Source organism: Streptosporangium sp. OZ121 (assembly GCF_051918885.1).
Lineage (GTDB): Bacteria > Actinomycetota > Actinomycetes > Streptosporangiales > Streptosporangiaceae > Streptosporangium.
On the sequence record NZ_JBPXMC010000012.1, the window covers coordinates 167,516 to 180,635 of the forward strand.

Sequence of the window (13,120 nt, forward strand, 5' to 3'; positions counted from 1 at the left end):
CTCCCCGCCGAGGGGGCGGACCCGCGAGCGGCCCCGGCCGTCGAAGCCGGCCGGGCCGGGATCGACGGTGCCGGGCCTTCCAGGCCGGCGCGGGCCGGTGCGGGCCGGTGCGGCCCCCGGCGAAGTCGCCGAAATCACCGAGGTCGCCGAGGTCGGGCGGCCCGGCGCCCGCCGGGCGACCGGGCGACCGCGGTGGCCCGGCCGGCGTCCCCGGCGCGGTCCATTTGGGGAGAGTAATCGGACCTCCTGAGGACGGTAGGCCACAGGGAGATCCATTTAAGGTTTTGCACCAAACCGCACTCCCCGTTGTCGCGACTTTCCCATTTCTTCAGATAATCGACTTAAGACGCCACTTATTGGCGCTTACCAAGGATGCCGATTTACCTGGGCAACATGCCGGTCTTGCCGTGGACAGAGGTGATGACGCTGTACTCCCGATGCCGACCTCTCACGACCGTCCATCCGTTTCGGACGTCTCAGCCGGCCGGATGCCGCCCGCGGGCGCGACCGCGCCGGTACCGGCCTCGGCCTCGGTCTCGGTCTCGGCCTGACGAGCGCTCGCGAAACAGCCCGGGCCCGTCAAGACCCGCGACGCTGAGGCCCCCTCCATCAGGTGCTCCCCGTCTGGGGGATTGAAACATGAGCGTCAGACACCGCATCTCACTTATAACGCGTATCACCCTGTTCACCGCCGCAACGGCGGCCCTGCTGTGCACACTGGTGGCCACAGTTCTCATGATCGCCATTCACCGTTTCAGCACGGAGGCGCTCACCGCGGAGATCGTCGCGGATAGCGGCCGGGTGGCCATGCAGGTGGAGCGGGGCAAGGTGGCCTATCCCCTTGCGCGAAACCCGTTCCGCCACATCCAGGTCGTCGACTCACAGAACCGGGTCGTCGTCTCGACCCCGAAGATGCAGGGCAAGCCGCGCATGGCGACATTCACCCCCGGTAACAGGACCACCGCCGAATCCGTCGTGTGCGGCGGGGTCTTTCCTCCCGGCCAATGCGAGATCGTGGTCGCCCAGTGGGCCTATCGGGAGGGCGGGAACTGGATCGTCTACTGCGCCACCCCTGTGGTCCCCTGGTGGGTCGATCCGCGGCTGGCCGGGCTTGTCGGCGGGGCCGCGGTGGTGCTCACCGCGGCCATCACCTGCCTCGGCCGCCGGATCGCCGCCGAGTCCCTCAAGCCGGTGACCGCCATCCGGGCGGAACTCGACGAGATCAACGAGACCTCCCTCAGCCGCCGGGCACCCGTGCCGTCCAGCGATGACGAGATCCATGATCTGGCCGTCAGCATCAACCACACGCTGAGCCGCCTGCAGAACGCGGTGGAACAGCAGCGCCAGTTCGCCTCGGACGCCTCCCATGACCTGCGCAGCCCCATCGCCGCCATCCGCGCCGAGGTGGAGGACGCCCTGCGCGCACCCCAGGAGACCAGCGTGACCAAGCTCGGGCGCACCGTTCTGGGCAGCATGGAGCGCCTTCAGGCGATCGTGCACGACCTGCTGACCATCGCGCGGCTGGACGCGGGGAGTCCGTGCGCCCGCGAGGAGATCGACCTGGCCGAACTCGTCGCCGCGGAGTGCCGGATGCGCCACCACATGAGAAACAGCTGTGAATTCTCCCTTGAGCCCGGCGTGGTGGTGATCGGCGACCGGTTGCGGATGGGCCGCCTCCTCACCAACCTCATCGACAACGCCGACCGGCACGCCGACAGCAAGATCATCATCAAGGTGCGGCGTGCGCCGGGCGACGAGTGCGACGACCGGCGCTTTCCGCACGGCACCGCGGTGCTGGAAGTGATCGACGACGGGCCGGGCATCGATCCGGACAAGCGCGAGTCGGTGTTCCAGCGGTTCACCCGGCTGGACACCGCCCGCAACAAGGACGCCGGAGGCACCGGGCTGGGCCTGCCGATCGCCCGGCAGATCGCCGAGACGAGCGGAGGCACCCTGCGGATCGAGGACAGCCCCCGCGGCGCGCGTTTCGTGCTCCGCCTCCCGCTTCACGAGGGCGCCGCGCTCGCCTCACCTGGAGACCCTGACCTGTCGTTGAGGAGCGCGTCACCAGGTACGCGTGAAGCAATATGACAGGAAACGCGCACTATTCGAGGGACATTAGTCCCGGTAATGGCGATATTATAGGAAACGTGCTTTTCGAGTGACCTCAGACCCGGTAATGACGATGATCGGTCCACCGGCGAGATACCCGGCGTGATTCGACAGGGAGTTTCCCGGAGCCCGACCCGGGAACCGCGCACCTCGCCCCATCCCGCTCCCGAGAAAATCGTTCGCCTCCCCCGCCCGCCCTGCGCCACCATGGCCATAGCCATAGGTGCGCAGAGGGGCGGATGGCCGTGCCGGAATTACTCGATTCCCCCGAAGACAAACCGCCCGCCCGCAGGTCGGCCGTTCTGCTGGCGCTGCGGTATTACAACAGGGAGCTGCTGAGCCAGTGGCGGGTCGCCACGCCCGCGCTGATCCTGCCGGCGTTGGGAAACACCTGCCTGTTCTATATCGCGCCGCTGGCGGTGGGCGCGATCGTGGGGCGGCTGGCCGACGGCGGGGACGCCACCATCGCCGTGCTCGTTCCGTACGTGCTCGGCTTCGGGGCGGTGCTGCTCGCGGGCGAGATCCTGTGGCGGGCGGGCATACATTTCCTGAACCGTACGGATGCCCGGGGCATCGAGCATCTCGGCGTGAAGGGCATGGACGAGTTGCTGGCCAAGGACGCCGCGTTCTTTCACGACAACTTCGCCGGCTCGCTGACCAAACGGGTGCTGAGCTTCTCCGGCGGGTTCGAGAGCTTCGTGGACACGCTCACGTTCTCGATCATCGCCAAGGTGGTGCCACTGGCGTTCGCCTCGGTGGTGCTGTGGCGGTATCACCCGCTGCTGGTCGTCGTCCTCCTGGGTCTCATCATCGTCACCGTCCTCCTCGTCGCCCCGCTCATCCGCCGCCGCCAGAGGCTGGTGAACCGGCGCGAGGCCGCCAAGGTACGGGTGTCCGGGCACGTCGCAGACGTGCTGGCCAACATGGAGACGGTCCGCGCGTTCGCCGCCGAGGGCCGCGAGGCCGCGCAGCACCGGGCCCGGGTCGCCGAGCAGCGCAGGCTCACACTCCGCTCCTGGGACTACGGCAACCTCCGGGTGGACACCGTCATCGCACCGCTGTCGATCCTCACCAGCACCGTCGGCCTGCTGCTCGCCGTCACCCTTCGCGGCGGCCTGGGCGTGGAGGCGATCGTGGTGACGTTCAGCTACTACACGACCTCGATCGGCATCATGTTCGAGTTCAACCAGATCTACCGTCGCATGGAGAGCGTGCTCACCGAGTCCGCCCAGTTCACCGAGCTTCTCCTCACGCCGCGGGGAGTGACCGACCCGGACGACCCGCAACCGCTGCGCCCCGCCGACGCCGGCGTCCGGTTCGAGCGGGTGAGGTTCGCGCACGCCGGCACTCCGCCCCTGTTCGACGGCTTGGACCTGCACATCCCCACCGGCACCAAGCTGGGCCTGGTCGGCCGGTCCGGCGGCGGCAAGAGCACCCTCACCCGGCTGCTGCTGCGCCTCATGGACATCGACGGCGGCCGGATCCTGATCGGCGGCCAGGACATCGCCAGGCTCCGCCAGGCCGACCTGCGCAGCCTGATCGCCTACGTCCCCCAGGAGCCCGCCCTGTTCCACCGGTCGTTGCGCGACAACATCGCCTTCGCCCGGCCGGGCGCCACCGACGCCGAGATCCACCGGGTCGCGCGGGCGGCGCACGTCACGGAGTTCGCCGAGGCTCTGCCGGACGGCTTCGACACCCTCGTCGGGGAGCGCGGCGTCAAGCTCTCCGGCGGCCAGCGGCAGCGCGTCGCCCTCGCCCGCGCCATGTTGCGCGACGCGCCGATCCTGCTGCTGGACGAGGCCACGAGCGCGCTGGACTCCGAAAGCGAGACCCTCGTCCAGGAGGCCCTGTGGGGCCTGATGCGTGACCGTACCGCCCTCGTGGTCGCGCACCGGCTGAGCACCGTCGTCCGCATGGACCGCCTGGTGGTGCTCGACCAGGGCCGCATCGTGGAACAGGGCGATCACCACGAACTCCTGCGGGCCCAGGGGCCGTACGCCCGCCTGTGGCACCACCAGTCCGGCGGCTTCCTGCTCGAGGACGACACCTCCGAGGCCGTCCGCCGCTGACGCGCGGGCGCCCCCCGTCCTCCCCCGGCGATCTCGCGGAACCGGCCCGCCACCTCGGCACGAACGGGGACATCGTGCCGGGTGGCCGCGCCGCCCGGGGCGGGCCGATCCACGAGAGGCCGGCGGCCCGGCCCGCCGCCGAGGAAGCGCGGACCCCCTGTCGCGCCTGTCCCCGAGGAGCCGAGCATCCGTCGATCCGCAACTTTCGACGGGTCCATGAAATTTTCATCGTCGCGGGGTCGTCCTCCCAGATCGTCAGGGCGGGCCGACCGCGGTGTTTGAGGTTCCACGACCCGCGTGCCTACGGTGCTGGCACCCGCACAATGATCCGGCCATGGAGTCCCAAGGAGCCCATCATGCGCGCCCGCGTCGTCCCGGCCCTGATTCTGGCGCTGCTCGCGCTGTTCGTCACCGCTCCCGAGGCCCGCGCCCAGGTGGTGGGCGGCTTCGACTTCTCCCGGGCGCAGGTCTCCGTCACCGGCCTTCAGGTGCCCTGGGGCCTGGCGTTCCTGCCGGACGGCAGCGCGCTGGTGTCCGAACGCAACACCGGACGCATCCTGCGGGTGCGGCCGGGCCAGACGCCGGCCGCGGTCGCCACCGTCAGCGGGGTGAGCGCCTCGGGTGAGAGCGGCCTGCTCGGCATCGCCGTGTCGCCCGCCTACGCCCAGGACGGCTGGGTGTACGCGTACTTCACCAGCACCGCCGGGGACAACCGCCTGGTCAGGCTGCAACTGACCGCGCCCCAGACGCAGACGGTGGTCTTCTCCGGGGTGCCGAGCAGCACCTTCCACGACGGCGGTCGCATCGCCTTCGGGCCGGACGGCATGCTCTACGTGGCGACCGGCGACGCCGGCAACACCGCCAACGCGCAGAACCTCAACAGCCTCGCCGGGAAGATCCTGCGCATGACGCCCACCGGCGGCGTGCCCGCGGACAATCCGATCGCGGGCTCCCGCGTCTGGACCTACGGCCACCGCAACGTCCAGGGCCTGACCTGGGATTCCCAGGGCAGGATGTACGCCGCCGAACTGGGGCAGAACACCCGGGACGAGATCAACCAGATCGTCGCGGGAGCCAACTACGGCTGGCCGACGTGCGAGGGCACCTGCACCAACCCCTCCTTCCGCAACCCTATCGTCACGTGGACCACCGCCGAGGCGTCGCCGAGCGGGCTGGCCTGGGCCAACAACACGCTCTTCGTCGCCGCGCTGCGCGGCCAGCGGCTCTGGACGGTGCCGCTGACCGGCGCCGGCACGCCCGGCACGCCGCTGGCCGAGTTCCAGTCCGCCTACGGGCGGCTCCGCACGGTCGCGGTCGGGCCGGACGGCTGGCTCTGGGTGGCGACCAGCAACCGGGACGGCCGCGGCACCCCGGTGGCGCAGGACGACCGCATCGTCCGCGTCCCGCCGGCCACCACCGGGGGCGACACCACCCCGCCGACCGCACCGGCCGGCCTCGCCGCGTCGGGGACGACCTCCACCGGCACCACCCTGGCCTGGACCGCCTCCACCGACGACGTGGGCGTGAGCGGCTATGACGTCCTGCGCGCGCCGGGCGCGTCCGGCGGCGCCTTCACCCAGGTGGGGACCTCGGCCACCACCTCGTTCGCCGAGACCGGGCTCACCGCGAACACCACGTACCGCTACCAGGTCCGGGCCCGCGACGCGGCGGGCAACCTCTCGCCGGTGTCGAACACGGCGACGGTCACCACCCCGGGCGGCGGGGGCCCCGGCGGATGCTCGGCGACGGCGACCGTCCAGACGCAGTGGGGGAACGGGTACGTGGTCCAGCCGGTCACGGTCACCAACACCGGCACGTCCGCGATCAACGGCTGGACGGTGACCTTCACGCTGCCGGCCGGCCACGCCGTCACCGGCTCGTGGAACGTCGCACTGTCCGTCATCGGGCAGACCGTCACGGCGAGGAGCTCCGGGCACAACGGCGCGCTCGGCCCCGGCCAGAGCACCGCCTTCGGCTTCCATGCGAGCCGTCCGAACGGCGACGCCCAGACGCCGTCCGGCTACCGGTGCACGAGCTCCTGAGCCCCGGCCGCGCGGCCCGGTTCGGCCGCGGGCTCCTGGTCGCGGGGAGCCCCACCACGCCGGCGGCCGCCCCGAGAGTCCCCCGAGAGTCCGGGGCCGTGCTCAGATCCAGCCGTACCGGCGTGCGATGCGCGCGGCCTCGTGACGGTTCGCGGCGCCGATCTTCCCGGCCGCGGAGGAAAGGTAGTTCCGCACGGTGCCGGGCGACAGCGCCGCCCTGCGGGCTATCTCGTCCACCGGCGCTCCCCCGGCGGCCAGTTCCAGCACGTCGGCCTCGCGTGGAGTGAGCGGGCTGTCGCCCGCGCCGATCGCCTCGGCGGCGAGCTGCGGATCGACGTAGCGGCCCCCGCCGTGAATCGTGCGCACGACGTCGACCAGCACGGCGGCGGAGACGGTCTTCGGCAGGAAACCCCGTACGCCGGCGGAAAGCGCCCGCTTCAGGTGCCCGGGGCGGCCATGGCTTGTAACGATCATGGTGTGGCACCCCGGCACCTCCTCGTGGATCATGCGGGCCACGGTCACGCCGTCCAGATCGGGCAGCTGCAGGTCGAGCATCGCCACGTCCGGCCGGAAGACGCGGGCCATGGCGAGCGTGTCGGCGCCGGTGGCCGCCTGGGCCACCACGCTCAGATCCTCTTCGAGGGCGAGCAGCGCCACCAGGGCACCCCGGATGAGGTGCTCGTCCTCGGCGAGCAGGATCCGGATCGGCGCGCCGCTCACCGGACGTCCTTCCACCGGCCCGGGAACCGCCCGGTGTCCAGGTGCGGCGGCACCACAGCGGTCACCGGGTCTCCTCCTGAGTGGCCATGGGCAAGGGCAGCTCGGCGATGAGGCGGAACCGGTCGGGCGGCTCCCGCGTGGTGACGACACTCCCGCCGAGCGCCGCGAGGCGTTCCGCCACGCCGGGAAAACCGTTACCGGTCGGCCGCCGGCCATCGGGAGACTCCGGGCCCGTCACCCCGTCGTTCTCCATGCTCAGCGTAAGCCGATCGGTGCCGCCGGTCGTCGACCGGTGCAGGGAAACCGTGCACGTCCGCGCCTCGCTGTGCCGCAGCACGTTCGTCGTCCCCTCTCGCACCACCCAGCCGAGCGTGCTCTGCACCTCGGCGGACAGGCCGCGCGCGTCGCCGACCACCTGGCAGCGCACCCCGGCCGAGGCGAGCACCGACCTGGCACCGGCCAGTTCCGTGTCCAGGTCGGCGGTACGGTATCCGCGTACCACCGCACGCATCTCGGCCAGCGATTCGTGCGCGATCCTGCTCACTTCGCGCATCTCGTCCACCGCCCCGGACCGGCCACGCTCGACCAACCGCGCCGCGAGCTCACTCTTGAGGGCCACCACCGACAGGTTGCGGCCGATCACGTCGTGCAGATCGCGGGCGAAGCGCAGCCGCTCCTCGGCCACCGCCAGCCGAGCGTGCGCCTTCCTGGAGTGATCCAGTTCCCAGACGCCCTTCAGCCCCCACATCGAGACGCGGTAGGTGAGCAGCCAGGCGAGCACGAGGCTGCCCAGGCCGATCGCGGCCGGGACGGCGATCGGCATGGGAGCACCCTCCATCCGGGACACCGCGAGCTTCGTCGCCACGGCCGCCGCCAGCACGCCGGCGGTGACGGGGAGCGGCACCGCCGATGACACGGCGACGACGAACGCGGTCGCGAGGACGACCACCAGGCCAGACGCCGGGCCGTCGGGGTGACCGGGCTGCGCGTCGGGGTAGGCCACAACCCCGGCCACCACGCCCACGACCGTGAGCCCGGTGGCCAGAGCGATCGGCCGCACCGGCCGGGACCGACGCCCCAGATAGTGGTCCAGGCCCGCGTGGACGAGCAGCGCGCAGGTGACGGCGTGCAGGGCGACACAGGCCGTCATCACCCACCGTGCGACTGGCCCCACCGCTGGACCGATCATGACGGCGGCCCACACCGGTTCGAGGACATACGCTCCGGAGAGCGAGACGCGGGTCCACAGGTCCCAGCGTTCCGCCTGACCACGCCGCCGCCACCGCCGCGACCGGTCCGTGAGCCCGCTTCCCATCCCACCCACCCCGTCATGATCGCACCCGTTCTCGCGGGACGCTCCTACGGCCCGCTACGGCACGAACCGCATCTCCGGCCAGCGCGTGGACGGCCCGGCGAGCAACGCGCCCGGCCGTCCCAGCAGATGGCGGTCGAAGAACGCGCGGAGGTGGACGCGCTGGATGAGCACCGAACGAGGGCCGTCGATCTCGCCGATCATCCCGGTGACCTGATCCGGCGGCAGTCCCAGCGAATGCTGCCGGAGCAGCACCTGAAGGTCGGTGAACGAGGTGTGGCCCGCACCGTCCAGCCGTAGCTCCAGCCGCCAGCCTCGCAGGCGGGTCCACAGCGCCGCCCAGCTCGGGTCGTTGCCCCGGCCGTGCTCCGAGCTGCCGACCTGCAGGAACGGCCGGTCCAGCCCTTCCCGCAGAACCGGCCCGAACATCGCGCCGTCCAGGTTGACGCCTGCCCTGATCCGCGAGTCCGCATGCATGGTCGCGGCGGCGGTGGCACCACCCAGCGAATGCCCGAACATCCCGATACGGGACAGGTCAAGCACACCGCGCATCCCCTTGGGCACAGGCCGGCGCTCGGCGTCGACGGCGCGTCCGCGATTGAGCGCGGTCAACCGGTCCATGACGAAACGGGTGTCGGCGAGGCGAACGGCCACCGCCTTGGTGGCGACGGGATCATCGGGGTCGTCGAAGTTCGGTGGCGGTGAGCTCGCCGCGTGGATCTTCACCTGCCCGTCCGGGAACTCCACCGCTCCGGCATCGTGGGTGTGGTCGATGGCGGCGACCACGTAACCGTGGCTGGCGAGATCCTCCACCAGGGCGGTGCTGGAGGCACGGTCGGCGCCGAAGCCGTGCGAGAAGAGCACCACCGGCAGCGGCCCTCGCCCTCGATGCACCGGCGCCCCCACTCGCCCGTGCGTGACCGGCAGGCGTACGGTTCCCGCCGGAACACCCGCCAGGACGGCCTCTGCCGGCCGGGGCGTGAGCCATGGCGCCCGGGGATACGCCGCCGCCTTCCGCGCCGGATACCACAGCTGGACCATGAGCTCCCGGGACGGAGTGGCGGGCACCCACGGGTCGGGCCGTGAACGGTCGACCAGGTGGAGCGACACGGTCCCGACCCGCAGCGGGCCGGTGGGTTCCGGCAGCGTGAGCCGGACAGGCGCCACCCGGCCGGCACCGAGGCCGGAGCCGACCTCGGCCGACGTCGTTCCAGCGAGTGGCGTCGTTCCGGCGAGTGCGGGGCGGGTGACACCGGGGCCGGCGAACGCGGGGCCGGCCACGAGCGCCACCCCCAGTGCGGCGCGGCAGAGCGTCGCGACTCCTCGCCGGGGCGAGCCGGCCTGTCGTGGAGCCGTATCGGCCGGTCGTGGAGCCGCATCGGCCGGTCGGGGAGCCGCATCGGCCGGTCGGGGCCGGAGGATCGGGGAGAGTCGATCGGGCATCGTCATGATCCCAGCCTCCGGCGCCGCCCGGCCGTGCAGTAGTGCCGGTCCTCACCGGCTCGGGTGCGTCCCTCCTCGCCGGCCGATGACAAATCTCATGGGCGGCGCGGATGAGGCCCGCCTTCCGGGACCGGGCCCGCGCGCGAAAACGAGGTGAGACCGCCGGGGCTCCCTCGGTAGTCTCATCTCGACACGCAGGGGCTGAGCACGTGGTGAGCTCACCCGGTTGTAACCCGGACGCTTCGGCTGTGGCGGTTCGACTCCGTCCCCCTGCACCGCTCTCGTCGTCCAGCGGCCGAGGACACACGCCTTTCGAGGCGGCGGGCGCCGGTTCGAATCCGGCCGAGAGCACCGGCGGACCCACCCGGTTCGAGCACGAACAAGACGCGCCTCCCCCGGCTCGGCCCGGCCGGACCGCGGCCCCCGCCGGACGACGCCGGCGCCGGCAAGGCGGCCGCGGAAGCAGGTCCTACTTGTGGTGCACGATCTGGATCAGGTTGCCGCAGGTGTCGTCCAGGACCGCGGTGGTGACCGGCCCCATCTCCAGCGGCTCCTGGGTGAAGCGCACCCCGAGCCCGCGCAGCCGGTCGAACTCCGCATGCACGTCGTCCACGGCGAAGGCGGTGGCCGGGATGCCGTCCTCCACCAGCGCCGTCTTGTACGGCTTCACCGCCGGATGCTCGTCGGGCTCCAGCAGCAGTTCGGTCCCGTCGAGATCGTCCGGCGAGACGACGGTCAGCCACCGGTGCTCGCCCAGCGGGATCTCGGTCTTCTTCACGAATCCCAGCACGTCGGTGTAGAAGCGCAGGGCCTTGTCCTGATCATCGACGAAGACGCTGGACAGGTGGATCTTCATGGGGTGCCCTCTGGTTTTTCTGGCCTGAGCCACCGGGTCACGATGTGCTCAAGCGGTTCGGTGTTCAGATCGTGGAACTTGTAGCGGCCCTGGCGCCGCGAACGGACCAGACCCGCGGATTCCAGGACGGCCAAATGCTGGCTGACCGCCTGGCGGGACATTCCCAGACCATGCTTGGCCACCAGCCGCGAGCAAATCTCGAACAGGGTCTGGCCGTCCCGTTCCACCAGCTCATCGAGGATGCGCCGGCGGGTGGGGTCGGACAGTGCCTTGAAGACATCCTCCGCCACACCCCCAGCATAGGCAAGTGTGGGCTTGCCTATCAAGAGGCAAGCAGCAACTTGCCTGTCGTATCGAGCATTCTCGTACCACCGGTCGAAGAGACGGCCTCCACCCGATGGGCGCCGTGCGGCGAATCCGAAGGCCGGCCCGGACCCAGCCGGCCGGATCCGGATGCCGTTCCTCGCCGTGGGCAGATATCCGCGCGCCGGGACGGATAGTCCCGCGACCACGGGGCAGAGAGGCGCGCATGGTGAACCCCTTGGACATTCTGCTGGTCTTCCTGCTTCTCGCCGCCGCCGCTCTGGTCGTCCGCTCCGCGAACGGCAACACCGCGTCGCCGCCCGCGAGTCAGAGTCCAGGAGCGGAGCGATCTCCGCGAGGCTGCCACGGCAGCCCCGCGGACTCTCACCGATGAGCCGAACCGGGCATCTGACCAGGCAGCTGCGGCACCCAGCCCAACATCGCGTTTCCCGGCGTCACCAGCACTGACCGTGCCCGCGCGGATACGGCACCTGCCGTCGGCCATGCCGGGTGCGGCGAGGGACAGTCATCGGCAAGGCCGAGCGCCTGACACGTGGACCCGCCGGACGGCGACGACCGCCTGGCCGTACATCGGCCCGCCAGCTCTCCTGCCGATACGACGCCGGCCCCGCGGCCACGTACTCGGCGAGACTGCGGTGCAGGAAGACGACCTCGCCGGCGGCGCTGCCGAACAGGCCGCTACGGATGAGCCGGTCACGTACGCGACCGCTCCAGCCGCCCACCGGCCTGCTGAGGCTACGCGGCGCGTGCTCCTCGGCCCACCGGTTCGCGGCCTCGACGAGATTGGCGTCGGCGTCCTCCATGTACCGGCCGGCGAGGGCTTCGATGAGCCGCTCCTGGACACCGGACAGCCAGGCGGCCTGCGGCGAACTCCCCTTCTCGTCGGCGCGCCCGCTGCGCAGCAGGTCGACGAAGGAGCGGTACAGCTCGGCACGCGAACCCGGCAACTCCGCGTCCGGATCAGCGGTGTAAAGAAGCGCGGCCATCGTCGCGATCAACGGAATTCGGACCATCGAGGTCAGGCCCGAGGCGTGCATGCGGGAGGTCAGCCGCAGCGCGGCCACCTCCTGCGTCTCGGGGTCGTCGTCGGGAGTGCGGGCTCGGTACCACTTGACGGCGAAGTTGTAGAGGTCGTCGGAGCTGAAGGGCCGCAGAACGAAGAGCCCGGTCTCGCGGGAGCGGAACTCGGCGAGTTCCGCCTCCGGCAGCGGGCGGCTCGTGATCACGAATCGGTGAGGCCTGCCCGACTCCGCCAGGAAGGCGGCCAGCCGGTGCAGGACGTCGGACCGCTGGCGGGTGTTCGTGATCTCGTCCATACCGTCCACCATGACCAGCCAGTCGACGCCCGGCAGCGGGGGCCGTCGAAGAGGGAGCGGTCCAGTTCCAGCCCGTGCCGCGCATGGCTCTCGGCCAGAACCTGGGGCAGGGCCCGGTCATTCGCCAGCTCGGCGGCCGGCAGGCGCACCGGGAACACCGCCCCGAGGGGAGCGTCCCTGGGCTGGTCGAGCCGTCTGGCCGAGGACCACCAGATCGCGGCGTCACCCGCCAGCTTGGCGACCAGCGTCGACTTCCCGGACCCCGGGCCACCGATGACGACCACGTGTCGGCGCCGGGCGAGCATCTCCGACAGTCCCAGCAGCGCGCCCTGCTCCTCGAACTCGCCTCCGTGAGCTCTCAGGGGATCGGTACGCTGCTCGACATAGATTCGCCCGAGCGCCGGGGCGTGTAACTCGGCGAATCCGTACCGGTGCGACTCCGCCTGCTCGATGTGCAGATCCAGCAGCGCGCGGAGCCGGTCGTGCGAGGGCAACCATGGCCGCCTGCGTTCCCTGGCGTGCATCCCCAGGCCGGCCAGGGTGACCGTCACGCAGCCCGCCACGGCCGCCAGCCATCCGGCCCGCCACGTCACCGTCAGCCCCAGCAGCCCGACGGCGCCCAGGCCCGTGGAGAGGAGTGCGGACACGACGGACATCACACGCCAGGCCCCGCCCTTCGCACCGGACTGCCCCCGGCTCTCTCGCCGACTCGTCCGGAGACTGAGGACGAGCGAGGCCGTACCCAGCAAGGCCCCCAGCACCGAGGCGGACTTGTCCGCCAGATCCAGCCACTCGAGGGGCGCGGGCATAGGGCGATGATAGGCGGGGAAGTTTGCCGGGACGAGCGTTTCCCTTGCCTGTCCCGTTGGCCGTCAGGCCCTTTGATCACGTGGAGGACACAAAGTTTCCATGATTGGGTTAATTCA

Annotated in this window: 10 protein-coding genes and 2 tRNA genes; 5 read left to right on the plus strand and 7 right to left on the minus strand. The window is 71.1% G+C overall.

Annotated elements, in window-relative coordinates:
- The first annotated feature begins 639 nt into the window (after positions 1–639).
- From ACTOQ1_RS22560 to ACTOQ1_RS22570, 3 genes are all read left to right on the plus strand, one after another.
- A complete protein-coding gene (locus ACTOQ1_RS22560; RefSeq protein WP_440069992.1) occupies positions 640–2,091 on the plus strand; it encodes a sensor histidine kinase in 1,452 nt (483 codons plus the stop codon).
- A 266-nt stretch (positions 2,092–2,357) separates the two neighbouring features.
- Positions 2,358–4,181: an ABC transporter ATP-binding protein gene (locus ACTOQ1_RS22565; protein WP_440069994.1), complete on the plus strand. Its 1,824-nt coding sequence runs from the start codon at positions 2,358–2,360 to the stop codon at positions 4,179–4,181.
- Positions 4,182–4,537: 356 nt separating this feature from the next.
- Positions 4,538–6,223 (plus strand): PQQ-dependent sugar dehydrogenase, encoded by a 1,686-nt coding sequence (locus ACTOQ1_RS22570; RefSeq protein WP_440069996.1) that lies wholly within the window; start codon positions 4,538–4,540, stop codon positions 6,221–6,223.
- 102 nt (positions 6,224–6,325) lie between these two features.
- Here ACTOQ1_RS22570 and ACTOQ1_RS22575 read toward each other — a convergent pair whose 3' ends face one another.
- The 3 genes from ACTOQ1_RS22575 to ACTOQ1_RS22585 form a co-directional block, all read right to left on the minus strand.
- Complete coding sequence (locus tag ACTOQ1_RS22575) at positions 6,326–6,943, minus strand: response regulator (RefSeq protein WP_440069997.1); 618 nt, start codon at positions 6,941–6,943, stop codon at positions 6,326–6,328.
- Positions 6,944–7,004: 61 nt separating this feature from the next.
- The gene (locus tag ACTOQ1_RS22580; RefSeq protein ID WP_440069999.1) at positions 7,005–8,093 is read right to left on the minus strand and encodes a sensor histidine kinase; all 1,089 of its coding nucleotides are present in this window, start codon (positions 8,091–8,093) and stop codon (positions 7,005–7,007) included.
- Between the two features lie 219 nt (positions 8,094–8,312).
- Positions 8,313–9,536, minus strand: a complete 1,224-nt coding sequence (locus ACTOQ1_RS22585; RefSeq protein WP_440070001.1) for an alpha/beta hydrolase family protein — start codon at positions 9,534–9,536, stop codon at positions 8,313–8,315.
- Positions 9,537–9,892: 356 nt separating this feature from the next.
- Here ACTOQ1_RS22585 and ACTOQ1_RS22590 point away from each other — a divergent pair.
- Positions 9,893–9,973, plus strand: a tRNA-Tyr gene (locus ACTOQ1_RS22590).
- Positions 9,974–9,975: 2 nt separating this feature from the next.
- Positions 9,976–10,049: transfer RNA gene (locus tag ACTOQ1_RS22595), tRNA-Glu, on the plus strand.
- Positions 10,050–10,167: 118 nt separating this feature from the next.
- On the opposite strand, the gene ACTOQ1_RS22600 is transcribed toward ACTOQ1_RS22595, so the two are convergent.
- From ACTOQ1_RS22600 to ACTOQ1_RS22615, 4 genes are all read right to left on the minus strand, one after another.
- Positions 10,168–10,554 (minus strand): VOC family protein, encoded by a 387-nt coding sequence (locus tag ACTOQ1_RS22600; protein WP_440070003.1) that lies wholly within the window; start codon positions 10,552–10,554, stop codon positions 10,168–10,170.
- The gene (locus ACTOQ1_RS22605; protein WP_440070005.1) at positions 10,551–10,844 is read right to left on the minus strand and encodes an ArsR/SmtB family transcription factor; all 294 of its coding nucleotides are present in this window, start codon (positions 10,842–10,844) and stop codon (positions 10,551–10,553) included. Before ACTOQ1_RS22605 ends, ACTOQ1_RS22600 begins: the two co-directional genes overlap by 4 nt.
- A 468-nt stretch (positions 10,845–11,312) precedes the next feature.
- Positions 11,313–12,194 (minus strand): NACHT domain-containing protein, encoded by an 882-nt coding sequence (locus tag ACTOQ1_RS22610; protein WP_440070006.1) that lies wholly within the window; start codon positions 12,192–12,194, stop codon positions 11,313–11,315.
- Complete coding sequence (locus ACTOQ1_RS22615) at positions 12,101–12,841, minus strand: hypothetical protein (RefSeq protein WP_440070007.1); 741 nt, start codon at positions 12,839–12,841, stop codon at positions 12,101–12,103. The genes ACTOQ1_RS22610 and ACTOQ1_RS22615 overlap by 94 nt, the downstream gene beginning before the upstream one ends.
- Positions 12,842–13,120 lie beyond the last annotated feature (279 nt).

What these genes read in the sequence shown, in the direction of transcription:
- ACTOQ1_RS22560 (WP_440069992.1), top strand. Translation starts at nt 640, where the DNA reads ATGAGCGTCAGACACCGCATCTCACTTATAACGCGTATCACCCTGTTC.
- ACTOQ1_RS22600 (WP_440070003.1), bottom strand. Translation starts at nt 10,554, where the DNA reads ATGAAGATCCACCTGTCCAGCGTCTTCGTCGATGATCAGGACAAGGCC.
- ACTOQ1_RS22610 (WP_440070006.1), bottom strand. Translation starts at nt 12,194, where the DNA reads ATGGACGAGATCACGAACACCCGCCAGCGGTCCGACGTCCTGCACCGG.
- ACTOQ1_RS22580 (WP_440069999.1), bottom strand. Translation starts at nt 8,093, where the DNA reads ATGACGGCCTGTGTCGCCCTGCACGCCGTCACCTGCGCGCTGCTCGTC.
- ACTOQ1_RS22570 (WP_440069996.1), top strand. Translation starts at nt 4,538, where the DNA reads ATGCGCGCCCGCGTCGTCCCGGCCCTGATTCTGGCGCTGCTCGCGCTG.